Genomic DNA, 22,119 nt, shown 5'->3' with positions numbered 1-22,119 from the left:
GGGTGGGTCTTCCGGGCTGAGGACCTGGAACGCGGTGCGCTGCGGGTCACGCGCATTGAGCACCCCGACAACGCACCGCGTTCCAGAACCCCACCCTCCAGCCCCACCCCCTCCCACCGGAGGGCACGTGCGGGAGGTGTCCGCTTCAGGGGGTTCCTAATCAGCCCGTCCGGCGTTTGAGGACAACGCGGCGAAGCCGTGTTGCGGGGTCTGGGGCAGCGCCCCAGTTTCGGGAAGGGGCGGGGCTGGGGAACAAAGCAGCCCGTGGGGCCCCTCCCAGCGGTAGCTGGGGGAGATTGAGGACGCGGCCGCAGGCCGCTCCCGCCGCAGGCGGCAACGAAGCCCGCACGCCGAAGGCCGGCGCACGCCCCCCACCCGGCGGAGCCACAAGCGTGCCAACCGACCCCCACTCGCAGCCGCCCCCCCCCGGGGGCCCGGGGCCCGCCCCGGGCCAGGGGAAAGACCGCCGTCCTACCCCGCCGCCGCCCGAGAGATCCGCGCCCCCAACTCCGCCAAGTGAGAAACCAGCTCCGCCGGCTCCCGCGCGGAGAACTCGCAATCGATCAGCGCCAGCCGGAACGCCACCCACTCCAGCGAATCCGCGGTGGTGAAATCCAGCTCGCACCGGTCGGAGCCGACCGGCACAGGAACCCCCAGCTGTGAAGGAAAGCGCGCCGCCACGAACTCCGCGGGAGCGTGCAGCGTCACCACGACGCGATACGTCGGCTGGAGCCGCGCCATGGAGCGGCTCATGAATTCCGCCGCGTCCGCCGCGGGAAGCTCGCGCGGGGTGAAGCGCGCGCCGGTCGCGAAGGGGTCGCTGACCCGGTCCACCCGGAACGTACGCCAGTCGTCGCGGTCGATGTCGAACGCCACGAGATACCACCGTCGCCCCGTGCTCACCAGCCGGTGCGGCTCGACCAGCCGCTGGGTCTCGGTGCCGTCGCCCGTGCGGTAGGCGAAACGCAGCCGTTCGTTGCCGGTGGCCGCCGCGGCCATGACGGTGAGCGTGCGCGGGTCGACGGTTCCGGAGTCGCCCCAGGTCAGCGGCACGGTGGCGGCCTGGAGCGTGGCCACGCGGTGCCGCAGGCGGGACGGCAGCACCTGTTCCAGCTTGGCGAGGGCCCGCACCGACGCCTCCTCGATGCCGTCGACGGCGTGGCCCGCGCCCGCGCGCAGCCCGACCGCGATGGCGACGGCCTCCTCGTCGTCCAGGACGAGCGGCGGCATGGCCGCGCCCGCGGCCAGCCGGTAGCCGCCGACCGCGCCCATCGTGGCCTGCACGGGGTAGCCGAGGTCGCGCAGCCGCTCGATGTCGCGCCGGATCGTGCGCGAGCTGACCCCGAGCCGCTCGGCGAGCTCGCTGCCCGGCCATTCGCGCGGGGTCTGGAGCAGCGAGAGCAGATTCAGCAGCCGTACGGGGGTGTCGGTCATGTCACCCAGCCTGCCAGCGATGTGGGACACAGTCTGTCCTAGATGGCCTATAGCGTCGTTCTCGTTCCCCCCCCCCGCTCCACCAGAAAGGGCATTTCTTGATGGCCACCGATTCACCGCCCGCGGACCGCCGTCGCTGGCTGGCGCTCGCGGTCGTGATGACCGCGTCCTTCATGGACCTGGTCGATGTCACCATCGTCAACATCGCGATGCCGAGCATCCAGCGGGACATCGACGCCTCGTTCAGCGTGCTGCAGTGGCTCAGCGAGGGGTACGCGCTGGCCTTCGCGATCGGCCTGATCACGGGCGGGCGGCTGGGTGACATCTACGGCCGGAAGAAGATATTCCTGCTGGGCATGGGCGGCTTCACGCTCGCCTCGATGCTGTGCGGCATCGTCAGTGACCCGCAGCTGCTGGTGGCCGCGCGGGTGCTCCAGGGCCTGATGGGCGCGATGATGGTGCCGCAGGTGCTGTCGATCATCCACGTCACCTTCCCCGCGCACGAGCGCGGCAAGGTCTTCGGCATGTTCGGCGCCGTGGTCGGCCTCGGCGCGGTCTCCGGCCCGCTGCTGGGCGCGCTGCTCACGCAGTGGAACCTCTTCGGCCTGGAGTGGCGCCCGATCTTCCTGATCAACCTCCCGGTCGGCATCGCCGGTCTGCTCCTCGGCCGCCGCTTCATCATCGAGTCCAAGGCCCCGCGGGCCATGCGGCTCGACCTCGTCGGGGTGGCCCTGGCCAGCGCCGGGCTGCTGATGCTGCTCTACCCCCTGACGCAGGGCCGCGAGCACGACTGGCCGGTGTGGGGCTTCGTCTCGATGGCCTGCTCGGTGCCGATGTTCGTCGCCTTCGTGCTCTACGAGCGCCACAAGACCCGCAAGGACGGCTCGCCGCTGGTCGAGCTGTCGCTGTTCAAGGTCAAGAGCTTCGCGGCGGGCATCGGCGTGCAGCTGACCTTCGGTCTGACCTCCGGCATCTTCTTCCTGGTCTGGACGCTCTACATGCAGATCGGCCTCGGCTGGTCGGCGCTGCGGGCGGGCCTGACCGGCGTCCCGTTCTCCCTGGCGGTCTCGGCCGCGGCGGGCATGTCGGTGCAGAAGCTGGTGCCGCGCTTCGGGCGCAAGGTGCTCCAGGCGGGCGCGCTGATCATGGCCGCGGGTGTCCTGACGTACATCTGGGAGGCCGGCCACTACGGCGCGGACATCACGTCCTGGCAGATGGCGCTGCCGCTGATCGTGATGGGCGCGGGCATGGGCCTGATCGTCGCCCCGATCACCGACGCCGTGCTCTCCGAGGTCCCGCGCGAGCACGCGGGCTCCGCGTCCGGCCTGATCAACACCACGCAGCAGCTGGGTAACGCGGTGGGCCTCGGCCTGGTCTCGGTGGCGTTCTTCGGTGTCGTCGACAACGCGGACCCGCGCACGCGGCCGATGGCGGACATCTTCGGCGAGGCGTTCACCCACTCCCTGTGGTGGGTCGCGGGCGGCCTGGTGCTGGTCTTCGGCCTGATGTTCCTGCTGCCGAGGAAGCGGGCCGTCGAGGCGGCCGCGGGGGAGCGGCAAGAGGAGCAGGAGCTGGTGGCGGCGTAGGGCGTACGGCCGCTTCCGAGCGCCGGGTGGGCTGCCGTCAGGGCGGCCCGCCCGGCGCTTTCGCGTTCCGGGGCCGGTCCGGGCTGGGCAACTTCAGGCGGCCGGCTTGCTGTTGGTGACGGCCACCGCGGCGCGCAGGGCGCGCGCGAGTCCGACGGCGTCGTCCACCGCCCAGATGTGGGTGAAGAACAGGCGGGGTTCGTCGGTGAGGCCGTGGTTGTGGAGGGAGACGACGTCGATCCCTCCGCGCCGCAGCGCCTTGAGGGCGTCCTGGACCTCGTCGGCGATCATGACGAAGTCTCCGCTGAGCGCGGCTCTGCCGTCGCCCAGGGGCTGGAAGTTGAAAGCGGTGGTCGACGCCAGGCCGGGCGGCAGGGCGCGGCCCATGTCGGTGATGGTCTCGCGGCGGATGAAGGTGCAGGTGTAGATGCCGCCGTTACCGGTTCCCCGGGCGCCCAGCGCGGCGTCGATTCCGGAGGTGTCCAGGTCGATGGACGGTGACGGAGCGGGCGGCGTCGCGGGCGGCGTGCCGGTGTGGTCGAGGACCGCGCGCAGGTTGCGGGCCAGGGCCGCCGGGTCGTGGCCCGCGCTGTGGATGTGGGTCCACCAGACGTCGGGGGTCTGGGCGAGCAGATGCTTGTGGATGGCGGTCTGCGTGAATCCCCGCGCGTGCAGGGCGTCGGTCATCTTCTGCAAGTCGTCCTCGGTGACCACCAGATCGCCCATGGCCAGGGTGCTGCCGTCCGCGTAACGGACGAAGGACACGTGGGACCCCAGCGCGAGGCCCGGTGTGACGGTGATCCCGTGGGAGACCACGTGGAGGTCCCCGCGCGGGAAGGGCGTGTGGTAGTACATCCCCCGCATCATGTTGCCCGGCCGGCCCAGGATCCTCGCGACCTGCTGCCAGTCCGCCTGTGTGGTGGGCACCGGCTCGACCGGCTTCGCGGTGTCCTTGCCGCTGTTTCCGGCGGGGCCGCCGTGGGCGGCGGCCGGCCCGATGCCGGCCAGCACCGGTGCCAGGGCGGCCCCGGCCAGCAGCCGCCTCCGGTCCACCCCGGCCACTGCCGCCGCGTCCTGCCGCTGACTTCGGTTCATGGCAAGGCTCCTTCGTCGCGCACAGGGGAACCACGGACACGCTTCAGTCACAGAATGCCGACCGGGTCGGCGGTGAGCACCCCGGCATCCTCGGCTTCCGCCTTCGCCCGGACGGCAGGCCCGTCGTGCTGAGCGGATGTCTGCCCGTGGGTGCCCTTGGGCCGAACAGGTGCACCACGCGGCCGGGGCTCCGCGCGATGCCGCCGGAGTGGGGCGCGGGCGCGGTGGGGGCGTCCGGACGACGACGGCCGCGACGCCGGGCGCCGCGGGCGGGGCGGCGTCGGTGGTGCCGGTGCCGGGTTCGCCGTCGGCCCCGGACGGGCGGCATGGGCCGCTCCATTGACGGCGCCTTCTCTTACGCGAAGGGGGAGCGGCATGCGTCAAGACCACCCGTTTGTGCCCGCTTGCTGCCCGAATCCATTTACTTCCCTCCTCTACTCGGGGTAACGTGCCGGACAACCACACACCCGGGCATTGAACGGACACAAAGCATGTACGCACCGGAGCGGCAGCAGGAGATCTTGCGGATCGCCCGTGAGAGCGGGCGCGTGGACGTGCTCTCGCTCGCCGAGGAGTTCCAGGTCACCGCCGAGACCGTGCGGCGCGACCTCAAGGCACTCGACCGGGCCGGGCTCGTCCGCCGGGTGCACGGGGGTGCCATCCCCGCCGGGCGGCTCGACTTCGAGCCGGACCTCGCCGAGCGCGAGGCCACGGCCGCCGGTGAGAAGGACGCCATCGCCCGCGCCGCGCTCGCCGAACTGCCCGCAGACGGCAGCGTGATCATCGACGCGGGCACGACCGCCGCGCGCCTGGCCGGGCTGCTGCCGCTGGACTCCACGCTCACCGTCGTCACCCACGCCCTGCCGGTCGCCGCGCGCCTCGCCGACCACCCCGGCATCGCGCTGCACCTGGTCGGCGGCCGCGTACGGCACCGGACGCGGGCCGCCGTGGACGCCTGGGCCCTGCGCGCGTACGCCGAGGTCCACGCCGATGTCGCGTTCCTCGCGACCAACGGCTTCTCCCTCGACGGCGGGCTCACCACCCCCGACCTCGCCGAGGCCGCCGTCAAGCGGGCCGCCGCCGCGGCCGCCCGCCGGGTCGTGCTCCTCGCGGACTCCGCGAAGTACGGGCAGCGGCACTTCGCCCGCTTCGGCGACCTCGGTGCGGTGGACGTGCTGATCACCGACGCGGGCCTCGCCGACGAGGACGCGCGCGCCGTCGAGGCCGCGGGCCCGGCGGTGGTCCGCGCGTGATCCTCACCGTCACCCCCAACCCCAGCCTGGACCGCACCTACGAGGTGCCCCGGCTGGAGCGCGGCGCCGTCCTGCGCGCCGCCACCGACCGCGTCGACCCCGGCGGCAAGGGCGTCAACGTCTCCCGCGCCGTGGCCGCCGCCGGGCACCGCACCGTCGCGGTCCTGCCCGTCGCCGGACCCGAGGGCGCGACGCTGCTGCGGCTGCTCACCGAGCTCGGCATCGAGGCGGCGGGCCTGCCCGTACGGAGCGGCTCCACCCGCGTGAACATCTCCGTCGCCGAACCCGACGGCACCCTCACCAAGGTCAACGCCCCGGGCCCCGAACTCGCCGCCGACGAGGCCGAGTCCCTGCTCACAGCCGTGGGGGAGCGGTCGGCCGGCGCCGACTGGATCGCCTGCTGCGGCAGCCTCCCGCGCGGCCTCGCGCCCGAGTGGTACGGGCGGTTGGTGGCCCGCGCGCACGCCGCCGGGGCCAGGATCGCCCTCGACACCTCGGGCCCGGCCCTGACCGCCGCGCTGCGCGAGCGCCCCGACGTCGTCAAGCCCAACGCCGAGGAGCTCGCCCTGGCGACCGGCCGGGCGCTGACCACGGTCGGCGACGTCGTCGCGGCGGCGCGGGAGCTGCGGGCCGCGGGCGCGCGGGCCGTCCTCGCCAGCCTCGGCGCGGACGGGCAGCTGCTCGTCGACGACTGCGGTACGCACTTCGGCACCGCCCGGGTGCCCGCCGTCCGCAGCAACGTCGGCGCGGGCGACGCCTCCCTCGCGGGCTTCCTCACTGCCGGCGGCTCCGGCCCGGCTGCCCTCGCCTCGGCCCTGGCCCACGGCGCGGCGGCCGTCCAGCTGCCGGGCAGCGCCATGCCGGCGCCGTCGGATCTGGAACCGGCGGCGGTGACGGTGAGCGCCGAGGTGCCCCTCGACCGCGCCCTGACGGAGCCGGTGTCGTGACCCCGCTGATTCCCCCACGCGCGCAAAGGAGCCCGCGATGAGTGAGCTGATCACCGCGGAACTGGTCGATCTCGGCCTGTCCGCCGAGACCAAGGAGGCGGCGGCGCGGTCGCTCGCCGAGCGGATGGCGGCCCTCGGCCGCGTCACCGACCTCGACGGCTTCCTCGCCGATGTCGCCGCGCGCGAGGCGCAGATGCCGACCGGTCTCGACGGCGGCATCGGCATCCCGCACTGCCGCAGCGCGCACGTCACCGAGCCGACGCTCGCCTTCGGCCGCTCCGCCGCCCGGATCGACTTCGGCGCCCCGGACGGCCCGGCGGACCTGATCTTCCTCATCGCGGCCCCGGACGGCGCGGACAGCGATCACCTGACGATCCTGTCCTCGCTGGCACGGCAGTTGATGCGGCAGGAGTTCACGGACGCGCTGCGGTCGGCGGGCAGGGCGGACGCGGTGGCGGCGCTGATACGGGGGGACGAGCCCCCTGAGGAACTGCCTGACGAGTTCCCTGAGGAGCCGCCTGAGGAGGAGGCGAGCCCGGAAGCGGAGGCGCCGGATCCCGAGATACCGGAACGGGAAGCACCGCAGCCCTTCCGGATCGTCGCCGTCACCTCCTGTCCCACCGGCATCGCCCACACCTATATGGCGGCCGAAGCGCTGGAGCAGGCGGCGAGCGCCGCCGGGGTCGAACTCGCGGTCGAGACGCAGGGTTCGGCCGGTTTCACCAAGCTGGACGCGCGGACGATCGCCGCGGCGGACGGCGTGATCTTCGCGCACGACGTCGAGGTACGGGAGCGGGCCCGCTTCGCGGGCAAGCCCACCGTCGACGTCGGCGTGAAGGCGGGCGTCAACCGCCCCGCCGAACTGATCGCCGAGGTGCGGGAGATGGCGGCCGCCGCCCCCGCGGCCGTGCGGGCCCCGGCCCCCATGGACACCGCGGCCGCCTCCGAGGACGGCTTCGCCACCCGCCTCCGCGCCTGGCTCATGACGGGTGTCAGCTATATGGTCCCGTTCGTCGCCGCGGGCGGCCTTCTCATCGCGCTCGCCTTCGCGATCGGCGGCTATCAGATCGACAAGGCGCCTTCCGTGGCCGGTCACTTCGCCTGGGCGGAGTCGGCGAGCTGGGCGGCGCTGTTCTTCCAGACGGGCGGCGCCGCGTTCGCCTTCCTGGTGCCGGTGCTGGCCGGCTATATCGCGTACGGAATGGCCGACCGGCCCGGTCTCGTACCCGGCTTCGTCGGCGGCTCGATCGCCCTCACCGTCAACGCGGGCTTCCTCGGCGGCCTGATCGCCGGTCTGCTGGCGGGCGGCGCGGTGCTGGCCGTGCGGCGGGTGGGCGTGCCGCCGGTGCTGCGCGGGATCATGCCGGTGGTGGTGATCCCGCTGATCTCGTCGGCGGTGGTCGGTTTCCTGATGTTCCTGGTGGTCGGCAAGCCGGTCGCCTCGCTCCAGAAGGCGCTCACCGACTGGCTGAGCGGGCTCTCCGGCGCCAACGCGGTCGTCCTCGGCGTCGTCCTGGGCCTGATGATGTGCTTCGACCTCGGCGGACCGCTCAACAAGTGCGCGTACGCGTTCGCCGTCGGCGGCCTCGCCGACCCCAACGACGGCAGCCTCAAGGTGATGGCCGCCGTGATGGCGGCGGGCATGGTCCCGCCGCTCGCGATGGCCCTGGCCACGACCGTACGCGGCCGCCTCTTCACCAAGGCCGAGCGCGAGAACGGCAAGGCGGCGTGGGTGCTGGGCGCGTCCTTCATCACCGAGGGCGCGATCCCCTTCGCGGCGGCGGACCCGCTGCGCGTCATCCCGTCGGCGATGGCGGGCGGCGCGGTGACGGGCGCCCTCTCGATGGCCTTCGGCTGCACGCTGCGCGCGCCGCACGGAGGGGCGTTCGTGGTCCCGCTGATCGGGGCCCCGTTCCTCTACCTGCTCGCGATCGCGGCGGGCACGGCGGTGAGCGCGGCGCTGGTGATCTCGCTGAAGGGCCTGCGCGCGGCGCGGCTATAGCTCCAGAAGGGGTTCCAGGGCGCGCAGCTGCCGGCGGATCTCGTCCAGGGACCCGGTCCGGTCGCGTTCCAGGACGAGATAGATGAACATGCCGCCCTCGCGCAGCCGTGGCAGCGGCCGGATCATGTGCAATTCCCCGGACAGCGTGATCAGGATGTCCTCCACGCTGTCCGGGGGATAGCCGAGCAGCTCCAGCGTGTAGAGCTTGGCGCGCATGACGTCGCTGTCCCCGTAGGCGACCTTGTCCATGTCCAGCCCGCTGCCGCGGTCCAGCGACCCCAGAACCTTGCGCTGCTGGAAATCGACTATCGCGACACCGGTGGCCCCGTCGATCGCCAACGCCTTCTCCAGGGCATTCGCAAGGGTACCCATCCGGCCACGACCTCCTTCGAGCAGAATCCGACAGGACGCGACGACGCCCGTGCTTCTCGGCTGCTCAGGACACGCACGCTAGCGGAGATGAGGGAGATCGTGCATTCTCCTTAGTTTTACTGCGCATCAGTCCGTAGGACACACCTCCCGCTGGGCGCGACGCGCCGTGGCGATCACCGCCACGCGACCGGCCCCGGACCCGGATCACGGGGGCTGTCCCCCGGGAAGGTGTCGGGACGGCCCCAGCGCGCCGGGGCCGCCGCACGCGTGACGATCTCCTCAGCGGCACTCGGCACCAGGCACGTTGAGGAGTGGTCACATGATCGGCAACGGGAAGCGGCTCGCGGCGGCGGCTCTCGCCCTGGCCGCGACGCTGGGCCCCGCGGCGGCGGCGTACGCGGTACCGGCGGCGCCCGCGCCGGCCGACGCGTCGGCCCCCGTCCGCGCGCTGGACCGGAAACGCCCGCGACATCGCCCAGACCTACACCTTCCTGACCCTCGACCCCGGCGACCGGAAGTCGTCGACCGCCATGGAGCGCTACCGGGACCAGGTGATGGCCGGGACCACGGCGTGGTGGCAGCGGCGCACCGGCGGCAAGATCCTGCTCTCGGCCCACAACGACCACGTGGGCTACGCGGCCACCGACCCCACGACGTACCCGAAGACCCAGGGCTCGTTCCTCCGCGACACCCTGGGCGCGGCCTACCTCGCCGTAGGCACCACCTTCGACAAGGGCTCCTTCCTCTCCAAGGCCGAGGCGCTCGGCGGCGAGTGGAAGAAATTCACCGTGGGCCCGGCCGGCCCCGGCACGAACGAGCACACGCTCGACCAGGTCCGCTACCGCGACTACTACGCGGACCTGCGCAAGGCGCCGCCCGCGGCGCGCGGCTGGCTGGGCACTGCGCGCCCGACGTACAGCGTCGGCACGAAGTTTCCGCAGGACGGGACGCCTGAGATCGCGCTCGGGGGGAGCTATGACGTCCTGGTGCACGTCCACGCTGTGCGGGAGGCGGGGAAGTTGTAGGGCGCCGCGTCGGCGACGTGACCCTGACGGGTCATACGGGCCAGGATGCGCGCGAATCGTCCAGCCAGGCGAACTGTCCGTCGGGCGTCACGGTGTGCCCGAACCGCGCGTGCTCCGGCCGCCCTTGGCCCTCCCACCAGCGGTAGGCGGCCTCGACCTCGTCCCAGAGCCGACGGGGCCCGGACTGCCGGACGGAGGGCGGCGCCCAGGGCTGCCCGGGGTGGCCGTCGCCGTCCCCTTCGTCCTTGCGGTGGTCGCCTTGAGCGAATGCGGTGGGGTTCATGAGGGCGTCTCCTTATGGGGGTTGGTGCGGGTCGGCCGTGGGGATGTGGGATGGACCGGATCGGAGCAGTCCTTCAGCGAGGCCGGTTCGCTTCCCGCGCGCACTTGTCGCAGACGTACCGGGAGCGGAGCACGAGCCGCATGGCTTGTGGGTCCCGGTGCTCGGGGCACAGCCAGGAAAGCTCGGAATCCTCCGGCAAGTCGTGCTTGAGGAACTGCCGCAGCGTGGCACGCACGCCGTCGCCGTCGGGGGTGTCGCTACTGGTCATCTCCGGTGTCCTCGCCGCCGGTTTCCTAGGGCGGGTCGGCGGGGATGATCGTTTCGTTTGCCCCCAGGTCGTACCTGTTGACTTCGTCCCTGCTCATGCGGTGGCTATCCTGGCCGGCTGCTGCGGCCGCGTTTCCTCGGCGGAGCGACCGGATGGGCGTCTGGGTTCACTCATCCGTCGGCGACGGTTCGACTACGCCGCCACGAGCTGATGCGCACGGCGTCGGTGATCGGAGAGCAGGCTGTTCATGTCCCTCATCGCAGCCCAGTCGCGGCGTGCTTCGGCATCCCACCGGGTTCGGGCGAGCAGGATGCACGTCGTGCAGGTCTCGGTCGGGGCCAGGATTACGACGTGGAAGCCGGACGTTCCGGCGACGGGCACGACGGGACGGCTGTGGGCCGCGATCACGAGTGGGCCTCTCGCCAGTGGCGGGCCTTCTCCGCGTTGACGGCGGCGGCCTCGGCCAGTCGGCCTTCTCGCACGGCGAGGACGTGGGCGAGGGTGAACCCGTGGCATTTCCTGCACGGGCGGGAGGCGGTCGGTGTGCTTGCCGCCGCGCTGGTGCGGCTCATCGCGCTGACGCCGCCCCTCGGTGCGCCGACTATGGTGACTTGACTCGCGATTCAGGGGAGGAACGAGTGCCACGCTCACAGCCGACGGCTCGACAGATGAGGCTGGGGCGTCTCCTCAGGGGCCTGAGGGATGACCGGCCTCAATCCGTGGTCAGCGCCCTCGCGTGGAGTGAAGCCAAGATCAGTCGTATCGAGTCGGGGCGGATCGGGATCAGTGAAAATGACCTGGACCTCCTCCTTGGCCTCTACGGCGTCAAGGATCAGCCTCTGCGTCGACACGCTCATGAGCTGCGCGTGAAGGGCGGCAGCAGGGCTGGGAGAGCAGTCCTTCCCTCCGGGGAATTCTCTCGCCGGAGTACGCCTCTTTCATCGGGTTCGAAGCCGACGCCTCGGAAATGCTCACCGCTGAGCCGGTGGTGATTCCCGGCCTCCTCCAGACTGAGGAATACACGCGCGCCTTGCTCGGCGAGTTGGCGGATGAGCCCAGTGAGGAAGAGGTCAAGAAGCTGGCTGCCGTGCGGGCGAAGCGGCAGGAGGTGTTCCGGAAGGACGCCCCGCTGAGGTTTCGTGGAGTGGTCTCCGAGTCTGTGCTCAGGCATGAAATCGGCAGCCCGAATGTCATGTCGGGCCAGCTCAGGTACTTGACCGGCCTGGACCGGCGGTTCGGTGGCCGTGTGCGGCTCCACGTGCTGCCCGAGGCGGCAAGTGCCCATGCCGCCCTGCACGGAGGGCCGTTCGCGATCCTGAGGTTTCCGGAACGGTGGGAGCCCGATGTGGTGTGCCTTGACGGCCTCACTGGCATGCGCTACCTGGAGAAGGAGCCCGAGACCGGCGTCTATCTCAGGGCGTTTCAGAACTTGCTCGCCGAGGCGTTGAACAAGGAAGAAACCCATCGGCTGATCCGGCGCCGTATTGACGAAATCGAGACAGGGGAAAAATGACCAGAGCCATACCTGACGCATCCATACTCGCGGTGCGGTGGATGAAGTCGAAGGCGTCAGGCCAGCAGAACAACTGCGTCGAGGTGGCCTTCGGAGGCGGGTCTGTGTACATCCGCGACAGCAAGAGCCCAGCCGGCCCGGCGCTTCCTCTTTCGTTGGCCGGGTTCGTGGAGTTCATCGAGAGCGTCCGCACAGAGGGATCCGGTCACTGAGCGCACCGATGAGGCCCACCCCCAGCGACCCAGCCGGCAGGGCTCGCCGCCGAGGCGGGCGGGAGGTCGTCCGAGCCGACAGTGGATGAGTGCGCTGCACCACGAAAACCAGCGGGAGTCGTTCAGGCCGGCGTCCGCGTGGAGGTGTGGCAATCACACGTAAGGCAAGTGCCTAGCGGGCTGTCCGAGCACTCCATTGATGGCGTCAGACCGTGAATTCCCTGTGCTCGACCCCTCGTTCCCACACGGCCTCGAACGCCGAAGAGCACAGCTCGACAACAGCAGGGTCTTCGGTCACCGAGTATTTCGGATCGGCCCAGTCGCCGTTACCGGTGAAGTGATTGAACTGCACCAGCCGGCCGTCGAAGATCCAGAGATCGTTGCCGGGCAGGGCGATGTCCGACGCCTGGCGGCGGGGAAGCCAGCGCACCTGTTCGCCGAGCATGACGTTGACCGGAGTCAGAGCGTGCTCGTAGCGGATGTAGTCGGTCACGGGCTCGGAGACGATTCGGGCGCGGCGCATCACCACGCCCCGGCCAACGGCCAAGCGCACCAGTGGAGTCCAGCCCTGCCAGAAGGCTGAGTCAGGGTCGAGGTCGACGCTGCCGGAACGCTTGAATTCCGCGAAGCCCTCAGCTTCATCACCGACGCCGTAGACGTCCCGCATCTCCAGGTGGACGGCCGTGCTCCGGGCGGCCCCGAGTAGCGCGGCGAAGTCCGGTGCACCGTCCTGCGACATCACATGCCTCCTTGAGAATCGGCACCCCGAGCTCCGGGATCCGAGCCCCAGCCCTCTGCGCGCCAGCGGGAACAGCCTCAACTGCCAGGAAATCTGGCCCCCCGACCCCAACGCAAACCCCGGGGCGAACGCCCCTCAAGCCACCTGCGCCGTAGCCGCGAGGACCAACTCCCGTACAGTGATTCGCTGCGGCCGCTGATCCGTCCCGGGTTCAGGCGAGCGTCCACGACGGGCCCTCCGGGCCGTGTGCCCACAGGCATTCCCCGTCGGCGCCCACCGTCAGGCCGAGGTCTGTGAGCGCGGGCGCTCCGGCTTCCCGCCACTTGGTGACCGCCTGGGCGGCTTCCTCCACAAGGCGGCGCGGGCCCCACTGCCGTACGCGTCCGTCCGGCTTCCACGCCGCCCACGAAGCACCGTCGTGAGCCTCGAACCACCACGTCTCCCTGCCGAACGCGACGCGGATGCCGGGAACCAGGGCGTGGAGCAGGAACTCCGCGCCCAGCTCGTGCTCCACGGGTGAAAGGTCGGCGTCCGTGCGGGACGTGTCCGACTCGGGGAGGGCGGAACTGATGATCTCCCGCATCTCCACCGCGTCAGCGGCGCGCTGGCCACGCAGCATCATGAACGTCATGGCGTCCACCACGGGCCCGCACGCCGTCTTTCCGTCCCCGGCGACCACCAGGCGTACGAGGGCCAGGCCCCGGTAGGGAGTGAGGACGATCCCACCGGGTCGCGTCTGGCCGATCCACGCCGGTGGAACCCGCATGGCGGACGCCGTGCACAGGACCCGGTCGTACGGCCCGCCGCCAGGCCACCCCAGCGCGCCGTCACCGATGACGGCGCGCACGTCGCCGTACCCGGCCGCCGCGAGGTTGTGACGCGCGCCCTCGGCGAGGCGGTCGTCGACTTCGACGGTGACGACGCGGTCGGCCGGGGCCCGTTCCGCGAGCAGAGCGCAGTCGTAACCGCTGCCCGTGCCGATGTGCAGCACCCGGTGCCCAGGCTCCAGGCCGAGGTGGGAGAGCTGGCGGGCGACCACGCGGAGTTCGGACAGGGACGAGGTGAACCGCCCCGCCGCGCCGTCGGCGTAGGCGGTGGCTCCGTCGTCCATCTGCGTGACCAGGGCGCGCGCGGGGGAGTAGACGGCGTGTGCCCATGCCTCGGGGGCGGTGTCGCGGTCGATGAGCGGGAACCCGCCGCCCTCCCGCTCGGCTTTGATCCAGAACCGGGGCGGTGCGAAGAGCGTACGGTCGACGGCCTCGAACGCGCTCCGCACCCACGGGTCGGTGAACTGCCCGTCCTCATCAAGGTGTTGCACGCAGCTGCGGCGCAGTGACGTGAAGTCGATGGTGGTCATCGCCGGTGCGGGGCGTCGCCGTCGGTGGTGGACGGTTCGTTCACATAATCGCTCTGCCGGTCCCGGTCCTGATCTACGTCGTATTCGCGGTCGTCGTCGTCCGGTTCCCGCTGGTCGTCCTTGCGTCCCATGCGGCCAGTGTGGCCGTATCGGCGGCGGGCCGGAAAGAGCACCCCCGCCCCCACCCCCGAGCCCCGGGATCCGAACCCCCGGCCCCGAGCTCTCTATGCAAGGAATGGGTGGTAGGCCGAACCCACCCACCCTCCCAATCCCCGCGCATACCACGCGCGTTCACTTTCCGTGTTCAGGTTGCGACACTGCGCTGCCACCCTCTAGCGTTCGCAGCAACAAAGCGACCCCGACCGGTGCGCCAACACCATGCCGGGGTCTGACCAACAAGATCGAAACGAGCGATCTCATGGCTGACGCCGACTCTAGCCCTGCCCCGCGCCCCGCGCACCGACACCCCCTCGCCCGCCCCGGCTACGGCAAGCGCACCGCCCCCGAGCAAGCGCCCCGCCGCCGTACCGACTTCGCGCATCTGCGGCCCCGCGAGGCGTCGATCGCCGCGTTCATCGACCGGCTGCCCGAGGGCGCGGCCATGGACGCCAAGACGCTTGCCGCCCAGCTGCCCGACTACGGGCAGGCCGCCTGCCTCACCGCGCTCCGGCGGCTCTCCGAGGCGGGGCATCTGCGGCGGGTGACGGAGCGGATCAAAGGTGACGGCGGCAGCTGGCACTGGGTGACCCGCTCGCATTTCTCCCGCACCGCCCGGGACGACGCCTGGTGGACGGCGGTCCTCGCGGGCAACGTCCCGGCGCCGCGCGACCGGTCGCGATCGCAACCCGAACCCCAGGCCCCGGCCCGTTCGTACGCGTACGACGCCCTCGCCTCCGTCGGCCGTGCGGATCCCCGCATGACCCTCTCCGCCGCCGACTGCGCGGCACTCGAAGAGCTCGCCGCCGCGTGGCTGGCGCGCGGCGCGACCGAGGCGGAGCTCGTACGCGCGCTGACGGCCGGGCTGCCGCCGGAAGTGCACTGCGCGGGTGCCCTCGCGCGCCGTCGGCTCATCGACAAAATGCCGCCCGAGGCCGCCCCCGGACCTGCTGAGACACCCCTGCGCATCCTCGAGTGCACGATCTGCCGCGCGCCCGGCCGCCCCGAAGCGCTGCCCGGCGGGATCTGCCGCGACTGCCGGGGCGAACCCCCGCTCCACCCCCTCCATGGCGTGGCTCCGGACGGCGTGCGGGCCCGCATCGCGGAGGTCCGCGCTGCCGTCGGCGCCCGCCCGTACGTCCATCGTGGCCGCTGACCCCCGCCACCGTTCCGCTGTGTGATCAAAGCAGCGCACCCCGTGATATTTGACGCCGACGGCGGACGCTCCGCATCATTCCACTAAGACGTTAGTGAAACGAGGGAGCGAATGATCGTGTTCCGGGTGGACCGGCGCAGCGGCGTCGCCACCTATCTGCAACTCGCGCACCAGGTCAGACAGGCCCTCCGGCTCGGCGTGCTGGAACCGGGGGACCGGCTGCCCACGGCCAAGGAAGTCGTCGCGGCCACCGCCATCAACCCCAACACCGTGCTGCGGGCCTACCGGGAGCTGGAGCGCGAGGGGCTCGTCGAGCCCCAGCCGGGACAGGGGACGTTCGTGCGGCGTTCGCTGTCCCGGCCCGCGACGGCGGCGGACTCGCCGCTGCGCGCGGAATTCACCGACTGGGTGGACCGGGCCCGCGAGGCGGGTCTGGAACGCGAGGACATCGCGGCCCTCACCGCCGCCGCCCTCGACGAACGCTTCCCGGCGCCACCCCCGTCCCACCGATCACCGCAGTCCATGGAGGAAGACACGTGACCGACCCGATCGCCTCTACGGCCCTGAGGGCGACAGGGCTCGGCCGCAGATTCCGGAGCGGATGGGCGCTGCGCGACTGCGACTTCGCCCTGCCCGCGGGCCGCATCACCGCGCTCGTCGGCCCCAACGGAGCCGGCAAGAGCACGCTGTTCCACCTCGCCACCGGCCTCCTGCGGCCGACCGACGGCGAGATCAGCGTCTTCGGCGCCGACCCGGTCACCGCCGGGGCCCGCGACCGCACGGCCTTCCTCGCCCAGGACAAGCCGCTCTACCCCCGCTTCACCGTGGAGGAGACCCTCCGCTTCGGCCGCGAGCTCAACCATGACTGGGACCAGGCCGGCGCCGAACGCATCGTCCGCGCCGGGAACATCTCCCTCGACGCCCGCGTCGGCGCGCTCTCCCCGGGCCAGTGCACCCGCGTCTCGCTCGCCCTCGCCTTCGGCAAGCGGCCCGACCTGCTGCTCCTCGACGAGCCGCTGGCCGACCTCGACCCGCTCGTACGCATCGAGGCCATGGGCCTGGTCATGGCCGAGGTCGCCGAACGCGGCACCACCGTCGTGATGTCCTCGCACGTCCTGTCCGAGCTGGAGAACGTCTGCGACCACGTGCTGCTCCTCAAGCACGGCGGCGTACGGCTCCAGGGCGACGCGCAGCGGCTGCGCGAGGACCACGTCCTGCTCACCGGCCGCGCCGAGAGCGCGCGCGAGGACGGCCTGCCGTCCGGCCTCGGCGGCGCCACCGTCGTGGAATCCACCGTCACCGGCCGCCAGGTCACCGCCCTGCTCCGCACGGAACCGCGTACGGACGGCCGTGCGGAAAGCCGTACGGAATGCCGTACGGAAGGCCGCCCCGCCGACGACCTCGCCGACGTCCTCGCCGACGACCGGTGGGTCACCGAAATACCCTCCCTGGAAGACCTGTTGCTCGCATATCTCCGCTCCGCCCCGGCCGACGCCGCCCCCTCCGGTGACACGGAGGCAGCGGCGTGAAAGGCACCCTCTGGCTGGCCTGGCGCCAGCAGCGCACGCTGATCCTCCTCGGCGCGGCGGTCCTCGTCGCCTGCGCGGTGTGGGTCGCGTTCCAGCGCGCGGACATGCTCGCCTTCATCAGCGACCACCACATCGACACGAAGAACTGCAAGGGCTGGAACGGCGACTGCGGAAGCGAAGCCGCCGAGCAGCTGATCGACGACACCAACGGGCCGCTGCGCGCGCTCGGTTCGCTCAGCACCGCGCTGCCCGTGCTCATCGGCATCTTCTGGGGCGCGCCCCTGCTCGGGCGCGAGCTGGAGAGCGGCACCTGGAAGCTCGCGCTGACCCAGGGCGTCAGCGTGCGCCGCTGGTTCCTCACCCGCTTCTCGCTGGCGCTCGGCTGCGCGCTCGTCGGCTCGGCGGTCCTCGCCGCGCTCCTCGCGTGGTGGTGGGAGCCGGTCTCCAACATGCTGAACGGCCTCTACTGGCACGACGGATACATCTTCAACGCCACCGGCCCCGCCGCCGTGGCCTGCGCCGTCCTCGGCCTCGTCGTCGGCACGGCGGCCGGGCTGGCGCTGCGCCGGACGGTGGCCGCGATGGGCGCCGCGCTCGCCGTGATCGCAGGCGTACGGCTGCTCCTCAACGCCGTCCGCCACGACTGGATCTCACCCACGCTGCGGACCAGCCAGGGCGACGCGCCCCGGCAGTACATCGGCAGCGCGGAATCGGCCGGCGACTTCGGCTTCATCGACCGCGCCGGACGCCTGGTCCACGAACCGGCCGCCTGCGCCTCGGGCCCCGGACTGCCCGACATGAAGACCTGCATGGCACAGAAGGGCTTCACCGGCCGCTTCTACAAGGTCTATCCCGCGAGCGACTTCTGGGTCTTCCAGTGGATCGAGACCGCGATCCTCCTCGGCCTCGCGGCCGCCCTGATGGCCCTGATCTGCGTCGCCCTGCGCCGCCGCGCCGTTCTCTGAGACCCGCCACCACCCGCACCCGGGCCTGCCCGGGTGCGGGTCCGCTGTCGCCCGCGGCGCTCGCAACGCACCGCCGCACGCGACCTCGTCTCAGCCGCCGTACGCGACCTGGTCTCAGCCGCCGTACGGGTCTCCGTACAGATCGCCGTACAGGTCCGCGTACGACGGGAAGACACCGCCGGGGCCGTCCACCCCCTCCGCCGCCAGGATGCCCTTCACCACCGCGCGGGTCAGGACGTCCGCCCCCGCCGCCAGGATGTCGTTGAGCGCTCCCGCCGCCGGGAGGACCGTGCTGCCGAACAGCTCCTCCTCGGGCAGCGGGCGGTCACCGGTGGCCAGGGCGAAGACCGTGTCGCCGTCGCTCAGCAGGTGTACGGGCCGCACCGCCCGGGCCAGACCGTCGTGCGCCGTACCCGCCAGCTTCTGCGCCTGGGCGCGGGTCAGCGCGGCATCGGTCGCGACCACCGCGAGCGTCGTGTTGAGCGGAGGCCGTACGGAGGCGGCCGACCGCCTCGCCGACTCCTGCCGTGCCGCCGCCAGCCGCTCCTGGGCGGCGCGGTGCCGCGAGGGCGCCGGGACGTCGACCACGCCGTGCGCCAACTGCCCGTACAACGCCCCCGTCATGGGCTCGACCGCCGAACCCGCCGCGTTCACCACGGCCAGCGCAGCGACCGTCGTGCCCGACGGCAGCACCACGCTCGCCGTGCCGACGCCACCCTTGACGCCTCCGGCCACCGCGCCCGTACCCGCGCCGACCGTGCCCTGCTCCACCGGCGCCCCCGCCTCCGTACGCGCCGCCGCCTCGGCCGCCTCCCGCCCGAGCGCCGCGTCGGGACGGGCCCGCCAGTCGCCGCCCCGGCCGAGGTCGAACAGCGCGGCCGCCGGGACCACCGGCACGACCTGCGCCGGATCGGGACCGACCCGGAAGCCGCGGCCCGCGTCCTCCAGCCAGGCCATCACCCCCGAGGCGGCGTCGAGCCCGAAGGCGCTCCCGCCGGAGAGCACGATCGCCTCGACCCGCTGCACGAGATTCCGCGGATCCAGGGCGTCGGTCTCCTTGGTCCCCGGACCGCCGCCCCGCACGTCGACGGCGGCGACCGCGCCACCCGCACCGGTGAGCACCACGGTGGTGCCGGTCAGGGCGCCGTCCCCGACGCGCCGCGCGTGCCCGACCCGCAGTCCGGGAACGTCGGTCAGCGCGTCGAGAGGACCGGGGGAGGGCCGCTGTGCGGCGTGGGCATCAGTCATGGCCCATGCGTATCACTTCCCTTCCGTCGTGTCTGCGGTGTCCGCGGCCACCGCCTCCCTCGCCGTCCGCCGGGTGGTCAGGAAGACCCCCACCGCCACCGTGCCCGCCGCGACCACCCCGGCCAGCAGCACCGCGGCGTGCCCCGCGAACGTGCAGGCCAGCACCAGCACGGCCGACACCGGCAGCACCAACTGCTGCGCCAGGCCCCGCTTGTGGTGCCGGGAGTGGATCAGCCACACCGAGAGCATGAAGAGCGCCGTCGCCGCCGTGACCGCCCCCGACGCCGCGAACGTCGAGATGTGCGCCTTGCCCACGGCCTCCTCGATCGCCACCTCGATCCCCGCCCCGACGGCCGCCGCCGAGCCGAAGACGAAGTAGTGGCCGTAACCCCACAGGAACGCCTGGCGGTTGGAGGCCAGGTGCAGATGGATGGGCACCGCGAAATAGATCCAGTACGCGGCGAAGATGATCAGCAGCCCGCCGCCCGCGATCGGCAGCAGCGTGCCCAGCGCCTCGTGCTCGTCCACCGCGGACTGGACGGCGACCGTGGCCGCCGACACCGTCTCGCCCAGCACGATGATGGTGAACAGGCCGTACCGCTCCGCGATGTGATGCGGATGCCACCCCGTCTGGTACCGGTGCTCGGCGATCGCGGGCACCGACATCTCCGCGACCGCCATGACCACGAAGAGCCACGGCTTGGCGTGCTGCGGCAACAACAGCAGCCCCAGCCAGCCCACCTGGCACAGGCACACGCCCACCGCGTACCGCAGCGCCGTCCGCCGCTCCTCGCCCGTGCTGGAGTGCGCGGCCCGCAGCCACTGCGTCACCATCGCCAGCCGCATCACCAGATAGCCGAACCAGACCACGCTGAAGTCGCTGCCGTCGAAGGCCCGGGGGACACCCGCCGCCAGGATCAGGACCCCGGCCATCTGCACCAGCGTCACCACGCGGTAGAGCACGTCGTCCGTGTCGTAAGCGGAGGAGAACCAGCTGAAGTTGACCCACGCCCACCAGACGGCGAAGAACACCATCAGATAGCCGGGGAGACCGGTGGCCGGATGGTCCTCCGCGAGGGCGTGCACCAGCTGCCTGCCGGCCTGCGCCACCGCGACGACGAAGCACAGGTCGAAGAACAGCTCCAGCGGCGTGGCGGTGCGATGTGCCTCGTCGCGGCCGCGCTCGGTCATGCGGCGCACGACTCCGCCCGATGCGGGGGTCAAGACCGCGCACCGCTTCCGGCGCTTCGCCCCGGACCCCGCGCCACGCCTCGCGCGGTGTCCTCGAACGCCGGGCGGGCGGCCGGGGTCTCAGACCCGGGGCGTGGGCCCTGGTCGTCTTCCGGTGTCGGGCGGGCCGTGGTCCGGCGCCCGGGGCGCGTGGTCCGGGCTCGCCCGGCCGCCGGGTGACCCGGGGAGCGCGGGCCCGTGGCCGGCAGGGCGTATGTGGGCAGCATCACATCGCTCATGCGGCGATTCTCGCCGCTGCCACCGCCGGGCGCGCGCCGAGCCTTCGGCGGCCCGACCGTACCCTGGAGGCATGAGCAACGCCCCCGAACCCGCCGCCGAGCCCCCTGTGCCGCCGCGCCGGCCCGCCGCCGCGCTGATCTTCGACGACCCGCTGTCGCAGCAGTCCTCGGACGACACGGACAGCGGCTGGGGCGAGCGCCCGGCCGGCGGCGGCAGCGCCGCCGACCTGGCCCGCTTCCTGGACGAGAAGCCGCCCCACCACATCTGAGCCCCGCGGCGGGCCCGCGGCCTCAGCGCTGGGCCGGGACCGGCTCCGGCTCCGGGCCGCGACGCTGCTCGACCAGCGCGTCCCGGATCTGCTCCAGCAGCTCGATCTCGGTGACCTGGGCCGGCGTGGGCTCCGCCGGGTTCTTCGCGGCCTGGCGGTCCTGCCAGCGCTTCATCGGCAGCAGCATCAGGAAATAGACGACCGCGGCCGTGATCAGGAACGTCAGCGTCGCGCTGAGCACCGTGCCCCACTGGATGAAGACACCCTCGGTCACCTCGCCCGCGGCGTTCCTGGAGCAGGGGCCCTTCAGGCAGGCCGCGTAGTGGTCGAGGTCCTTGGTGCCGAAGGCGCCGACGACCGGGTTGATCACACCCTTGACCACCGAGTTGACGATGTTGGTGAACGCCGCACCGATGACAACGGCGACCGCGAGGTCTATGACGTTGCCCCGCATCAGGAACGCCTTGAAGCCACCAAGGACGCCTGTTTTCTTCTCGCTCACCGAGCGGCCTCTCTCTTTCTGTACCGGAATGGCATGGTCCATGCCTTCTGGAAGAGTTTGCCAGGTCTGGGTGGGTGGTTGGGGTGATCATGCGAGGGCGTAGTGCGTGAGGGCGGGCAGGCAGGGGGTCACTGTCGCCGCGGCGGCGGCGGCCGCGATCGCGATCGTCAGTCGGCGTCTGCGTGGTCCGGCCCTTCTCCTGCCCACTCGGACCGGTTCGAATAGGGGGAGGGTGTGGGTGGGCGGGGGCGTGTGGTTGCTTCGGGGTGCGCGTGTCATCGGGGCCGCCTCGGGTTGGCTTGCGGGCTTGGGCGGTTCCCACGATTCCGTGTTCCTGGCGGTTTCGCTTGGGCCTGTGGATTACCGGGCGGTTGTGGATAACGGGGCCACCTTCCCGGGGGGGCTGGGGGGTTTGTGTCCCGCCCCCCGGCTGCGGGTTTCGTTGCCGCCTGCGGCGGGAGCGGCCTGCGGCCGCGTCCTCAGCGCCGGACGGGCTGTTTGTTCCCCAGCCCCGCCCCTTCCCGAAACTGGGGGCGAGCCCCCAGACCCCCGCGCACGTTGCGCGGCCCGGAACTGGGGCTGCGCCCCGGACCTCCAGCAACACGCTTCGCGCGTTGTCCTCAATCGCCGGACGGGCTGATTGGGAACCCTGAAGCGGATACGTCCCGCACGTGCTCTCCGGTGGGAGGGGGTGGGGCTGGAGGGTGGGGTTCTGGAACGCGGTGCGAATTCGGGGCAC

The 22,119-nt window shown here is 72.0% G+C and carries 24 protein-coding genes and 1 pseudogene; 13 read left to right on the top strand and 12 right to left on the bottom strand.

Annotated elements, in window-relative coordinates; genetic code table 11:
• Positions 1 to 471: 471 nt before the first annotated feature.
• Positions 472 to 1,434 carry a helix-turn-helix transcriptional regulator gene (locus ACZ4A5_RS30420; RefSeq protein ID WP_467591261.1) on the bottom strand — a complete coding sequence of 321 codons (963 nt, stop codon included), beginning with the start codon at positions 1,432 to 1,434 and terminating at the stop codon, positions 472 to 474.
• Between the two features lie 101 nt (positions 1,435 to 1,535).
• On the opposite strand from ACZ4A5_RS30420, the gene ACZ4A5_RS30415 reads away from it, so the two are divergent.
• Positions 1,536 to 3,020 (top strand): MFS transporter, encoded by a 1,485-nt coding sequence (locus ACZ4A5_RS30415; protein ID WP_467591258.1) that lies wholly within the window; start codon positions 1,536 to 1,538, stop codon positions 3,018 to 3,020.
• Positions 3,021 to 3,113: 93 nt separating this feature from the next.
• Here the strand turns inward: ACZ4A5_RS30415 and ACZ4A5_RS30410 are convergent, their stop codons facing one another.
• A complete protein-coding gene (locus ACZ4A5_RS30410) occupies positions 3,114 to 4,115 on the bottom strand; it encodes a DUF1259 domain-containing protein (protein WP_467591256.1) in 1,002 nt (333 codons plus the stop codon).
• A 491-nt stretch (positions 4,116 to 4,606) separates the two neighbouring features.
• On the opposite strand from ACZ4A5_RS30410, the gene ACZ4A5_RS30405 reads away from it, so the two are divergent.
• From ACZ4A5_RS30405 to ACZ4A5_RS30395, 3 genes are read left to right on the top strand one after another with little or no spacing between them, the layout of a single operon-like run.
• Positions 4,607 to 5,368, top strand: a complete 762-nt coding sequence (locus tag ACZ4A5_RS30405; protein ID WP_467591253.1) for a DeoR/GlpR family DNA-binding transcription regulator — start codon at positions 4,607 to 4,609, stop codon at positions 5,366 to 5,368.
• On the top strand, positions 5,365 to 6,315 hold the full coding sequence (gene pfkB, locus ACZ4A5_RS30400; RefSeq protein ID WP_467591251.1) for a 1-phosphofructokinase: 951 nt from the start codon (positions 5,365 to 5,367) through the stop codon (positions 6,313 to 6,315). Before ACZ4A5_RS30405 ends, pfkB begins: the two co-directional genes overlap by 4 nt.
• A gap of 37 nt (positions 6,316 to 6,352) precedes the next feature.
• Entirely contained in the window at positions 6,353 to 8,317 is a 1,965-nt protein-coding gene (locus tag ACZ4A5_RS30395) for a PTS fructose transporter subunit IIABC (protein ID WP_467591248.1), read from the top strand.
• Here the strand turns inward: ACZ4A5_RS30395 and ACZ4A5_RS30390 are convergent.
• Complete coding sequence (locus ACZ4A5_RS30390; RefSeq protein WP_467591245.1) at positions 8,312 to 8,689, bottom strand: hypothetical protein; 378 nt, start codon at positions 8,687 to 8,689, stop codon at positions 8,312 to 8,314. The two genes, ACZ4A5_RS30395 and ACZ4A5_RS30390, sit on opposite strands and share 6 nt — an antisense overlap.
• A gap of 452 nt (positions 8,690 to 9,141) precedes the next feature.
• Here ACZ4A5_RS30390 and ACZ4A5_RS30385 point away from each other — a divergent pair.
• Positions 9,142 to 9,714: pseudogene (locus ACZ4A5_RS30385) on the top strand (erythromycin esterase family protein); the annotation flags it as partial.
• A 31-nt stretch (positions 9,715 to 9,745) separates the two neighbouring features.
• Here ACZ4A5_RS30385 and ACZ4A5_RS30380 read toward each other — a convergent pair.
• The 3 genes from ACZ4A5_RS30380 to ACZ4A5_RS30370 form a co-directional block, all read right to left on the bottom strand.
• Entirely contained in the window at positions 9,746 to 9,997 is a 252-nt protein-coding gene (locus ACZ4A5_RS30380) for a hypothetical protein (protein ID WP_467591243.1), read from the bottom strand.
• A 73-nt stretch (positions 9,998 to 10,070) separates the two neighbouring features.
• Positions 10,071 to 10,265 carry a hypothetical protein gene (locus ACZ4A5_RS30375; protein ID WP_467591242.1) on the bottom strand — a complete coding sequence of 65 codons (195 nt, stop codon included), beginning with the start codon at positions 10,263 to 10,265 and terminating at the stop codon, positions 10,071 to 10,073.
• A 404-nt stretch (positions 10,266 to 10,669) separates the two neighbouring features.
• Positions 10,670 to 10,837 carry a hypothetical protein gene (locus ACZ4A5_RS30370; RefSeq protein ID WP_467591239.1) on the bottom strand — a complete coding sequence of 56 codons (168 nt, stop codon included), beginning with the start codon at positions 10,835 to 10,837 and terminating at the stop codon, positions 10,670 to 10,672.
• A 96-nt stretch (positions 10,838 to 10,933) separates the two neighbouring features.
• Here ACZ4A5_RS30370 and ACZ4A5_RS30365 point away from each other — a divergent pair, with 96 nt between their 5' ends.
• Genes ACZ4A5_RS30365 through ACZ4A5_RS30355 form a run of 3 tightly spaced genes read left to right on the top strand, consistent with a single transcriptional unit; the run spans position 10,934 to position 11,990 of the window.
• Positions 10,934 to 11,257 (top strand): helix-turn-helix domain-containing protein, encoded by a 324-nt coding sequence (locus ACZ4A5_RS30365; RefSeq protein WP_467591267.1) that lies wholly within the window; start codon positions 10,934 to 10,936, stop codon positions 11,255 to 11,257.
• Positions 11,179 to 11,778, top strand: coding sequence for a DUF5753 domain-containing protein (locus ACZ4A5_RS30360; RefSeq protein WP_467591264.1), 600 nt, complete (start codon positions 11,179 to 11,181; stop codon positions 11,776 to 11,778). Before ACZ4A5_RS30365 ends, ACZ4A5_RS30360 begins: the two co-directional genes overlap by 79 nt.
• On the top strand, positions 11,775 to 11,990 hold the full coding sequence (locus tag ACZ4A5_RS30355) for a DUF397 domain-containing protein (RefSeq protein ID WP_467591236.1): 216 nt from the start codon (positions 11,775 to 11,777) through the stop codon (positions 11,988 to 11,990). Before ACZ4A5_RS30360 ends, ACZ4A5_RS30355 begins: the two co-directional genes overlap by 4 nt.
• 205 nt (positions 11,991 to 12,195) lie before the next feature.
• On the opposite strand, the gene ACZ4A5_RS30350 is transcribed toward ACZ4A5_RS30355, so the two are convergent.
• From ACZ4A5_RS30350 to ACZ4A5_RS30340, 3 genes are all read right to left on the bottom strand, one after another.
• On the bottom strand, positions 12,196 to 12,729 hold the full coding sequence (locus tag ACZ4A5_RS30350; RefSeq protein WP_467591234.1) for a DUF6879 family protein: 534 nt from the start codon (positions 12,727 to 12,729) through the stop codon (positions 12,196 to 12,198).
• A gap of 211 nt (positions 12,730 to 12,940) precedes the next feature.
• Positions 12,941 to 14,086 carry a methyltransferase domain-containing protein gene (locus ACZ4A5_RS30345; RefSeq protein ID WP_467591231.1) on the bottom strand — a complete coding sequence of 382 codons (1,146 nt, stop codon included), beginning with the start codon at positions 14,084 to 14,086 and terminating at the stop codon, positions 12,941 to 12,943.
• Complete coding sequence (locus ACZ4A5_RS30340) at positions 14,083 to 14,217, bottom strand: hypothetical protein (protein ID WP_467591229.1); 135 nt, start codon at positions 14,215 to 14,217, stop codon at positions 14,083 to 14,085. Before ACZ4A5_RS30340 ends, ACZ4A5_RS30345 begins: the two co-directional genes overlap by 4 nt.
• Before the next feature lie 287 nt (positions 14,218 to 14,504).
• Here ACZ4A5_RS30340 and ACZ4A5_RS30335 point away from each other — a divergent pair, with 287 nt between their 5' ends.
• From ACZ4A5_RS30335 to ACZ4A5_RS30320, 4 genes are all read left to right on the top strand, one after another.
• Positions 14,505 to 15,398, top strand: coding sequence for a hypothetical protein (locus ACZ4A5_RS30335; protein WP_467591226.1), 894 nt, complete (start codon positions 14,505 to 14,507; stop codon positions 15,396 to 15,398).
• Positions 15,399 to 15,509: 111 nt separating this feature from the next.
• Positions 15,510 to 15,938, top strand: a complete 429-nt coding sequence (locus ACZ4A5_RS30330) for a GntR family transcriptional regulator (protein WP_467591223.1) — start codon at positions 15,510 to 15,512, stop codon at positions 15,936 to 15,938.
• The gene (locus ACZ4A5_RS30325; protein ID WP_467591220.1) at positions 15,935 to 16,927 is read left to right on the top strand and encodes an ATP-binding cassette domain-containing protein; all 993 of its coding nucleotides are present in this window, start codon (positions 15,935 to 15,937) and stop codon (positions 16,925 to 16,927) included. The genes ACZ4A5_RS30330 and ACZ4A5_RS30325 overlap by 4 nt, the downstream gene beginning before the upstream one ends.
• Positions 16,924 to 17,892: a transporter gene (locus ACZ4A5_RS30320; RefSeq protein ID WP_467591218.1), complete on the top strand. Its 969-nt coding sequence runs from the start codon at positions 16,924 to 16,926 to the stop codon at positions 17,890 to 17,892. Before ACZ4A5_RS30325 ends, ACZ4A5_RS30320 begins: the two co-directional genes overlap by 4 nt.
• 114 nt (positions 17,893 to 18,006) lie before the next feature.
• Here the strand turns inward: ACZ4A5_RS30320 and ACZ4A5_RS30315 are convergent, their stop codons facing one another.
• Positions 18,007 to 19,140 (bottom strand): P1 family peptidase, encoded by a 1,134-nt coding sequence (locus ACZ4A5_RS30315; protein ID WP_467591216.1) that lies wholly within the window; start codon positions 19,138 to 19,140, stop codon positions 18,007 to 18,009.
• A gap of 12 nt (positions 19,141 to 19,152) precedes the next feature.
• Complete coding sequence (locus tag ACZ4A5_RS30310; protein ID WP_467591213.1) at positions 19,153 to 20,331, bottom strand: low temperature requirement protein A; 1,179 nt, start codon at positions 20,329 to 20,331, stop codon at positions 19,153 to 19,155.
• A gap of 349 nt (positions 20,332 to 20,680) precedes the next feature.
• Between ACZ4A5_RS30310 and ACZ4A5_RS30305 the strand changes: the two genes are divergently transcribed.
• Complete coding sequence (locus ACZ4A5_RS30305) at positions 20,681 to 20,878, top strand: hypothetical protein (RefSeq protein WP_467591211.1); 198 nt, start codon at positions 20,681 to 20,683, stop codon at positions 20,876 to 20,878.
• A gap of 22 nt (positions 20,879 to 20,900) precedes the next feature.
• Here ACZ4A5_RS30305 and mscL read toward each other — a convergent pair whose 3' ends face one another.
• Positions 20,901 to 21,380: a large conductance mechanosensitive channel protein MscL gene (gene mscL, locus ACZ4A5_RS30300; RefSeq protein WP_467591208.1), complete on the bottom strand. Its 480-nt coding sequence runs from the start codon at positions 21,378 to 21,380 to the stop codon at positions 20,901 to 20,903.
• Positions 21,381 to 22,119: the final 739 nt, after the last annotated feature.

The organism is Streptomyces sp. NPDC025618 (assembly GCF_055558795.1).
The sequence above is the reverse complement of the archived record's forward strand: the minus strand, read 5'-3'. Positions and strand labels throughout refer to the sequence as shown.

Bases quoted from the DNA above. Each gene is read 5' to 3' on its own strand.
- ACZ4A5_RS30420 (WP_467591261.1), bottom strand. From the start codon at position 1,434: ATGACCGACACCCCCGTACGGCTGCTGAATCTGCTCTCGCTGCTCCAG.
- ACZ4A5_RS30415 (WP_467591258.1), top strand. From the start codon at position 1,536: ATGGCCACCGATTCACCGCCCGCGGACCGCCGTCGCTGGCTGGCGCTC.
- ACZ4A5_RS30410 (WP_467591256.1), bottom strand. From the start codon at position 4,115: ATGAACCGAAGTCAGCGGCAGGACGCGGCGGCAGTGGCCGGGGTGGAC.
- ACZ4A5_RS30405 (WP_467591253.1), top strand. From the start codon at position 4,607: ATGTACGCACCGGAGCGGCAGCAGGAGATCTTGCGGATCGCCCGTGAG.
- ACZ4A5_RS30395 (WP_467591248.1), top strand. From the start codon at position 6,353: ATGAGTGAGCTGATCACCGCGGAACTGGTCGATCTCGGCCTGTCCGCC.
- ACZ4A5_RS30390 (WP_467591245.1), bottom strand. From the start codon at position 8,689: ATGGGTACCCTTGCGAATGCCCTGGAGAAGGCGTTGGCGATCGACGGG.
- ACZ4A5_RS30380 (WP_467591243.1), bottom strand. From the start codon at position 9,997: ATGAACCCCACCGCATTCGCTCAAGGCGACCACCGCAAGGACGAAGGG.
- ACZ4A5_RS30375 (WP_467591242.1), bottom strand. From the start codon at position 10,265: ATGACCAGTAGCGACACCCCCGACGGCGACGGCGTGCGTGCCACGCTG.
- ACZ4A5_RS30370 (WP_467591239.1), bottom strand. From the start codon at position 10,837: ATGAGCCGCACCAGCGCGGCGGCAAGCACACCGACCGCCTCCCGCCCG.
- ACZ4A5_RS30365 (WP_467591267.1), top strand. From the start codon at position 10,934: ATGAGGCTGGGGCGTCTCCTCAGGGGCCTGAGGGATGACCGGCCTCAA.
- ACZ4A5_RS30355 (WP_467591236.1), top strand. From the start codon at position 11,775: ATGACCAGAGCCATACCTGACGCATCCATACTCGCGGTGCGGTGGATG.
- ACZ4A5_RS30350 (WP_467591234.1), bottom strand. From the start codon at position 12,729: ATGTCGCAGGACGGTGCACCGGACTTCGCCGCGCTACTCGGGGCCGCC.
- ACZ4A5_RS30345 (WP_467591231.1), bottom strand. From the start codon at position 14,086: ATGACCACCATCGACTTCACGTCACTGCGCCGCAGCTGCGTGCAACAC.
- ACZ4A5_RS30340 (WP_467591229.1), bottom strand. From the start codon at position 14,217: ATGGGACGCAAGGACGACCAGCGGGAACCGGACGACGACGACCGCGAA.
- ACZ4A5_RS30335 (WP_467591226.1), top strand. From the start codon at position 14,505: ATGGCTGACGCCGACTCTAGCCCTGCCCCGCGCCCCGCGCACCGACAC.
- ACZ4A5_RS30330 (WP_467591223.1), top strand. From the start codon at position 15,510: ATGATCGTGTTCCGGGTGGACCGGCGCAGCGGCGTCGCCACCTATCTG.
- ACZ4A5_RS30315 (WP_467591216.1), bottom strand. From the start codon at position 19,140: ATGACTGATGCCCACGCCGCACAGCGGCCCTCCCCCGGTCCTCTCGAC.
- ACZ4A5_RS30310 (WP_467591213.1), bottom strand. From the start codon at position 20,331: ATGACCGAGCGCGGCCGCGACGAGGCACATCGCACCGCCACGCCGCTG.
- ACZ4A5_RS30305 (WP_467591211.1), top strand. From the start codon at position 20,681: ATGAGCAACGCCCCCGAACCCGCCGCCGAGCCCCCTGTGCCGCCGCGC.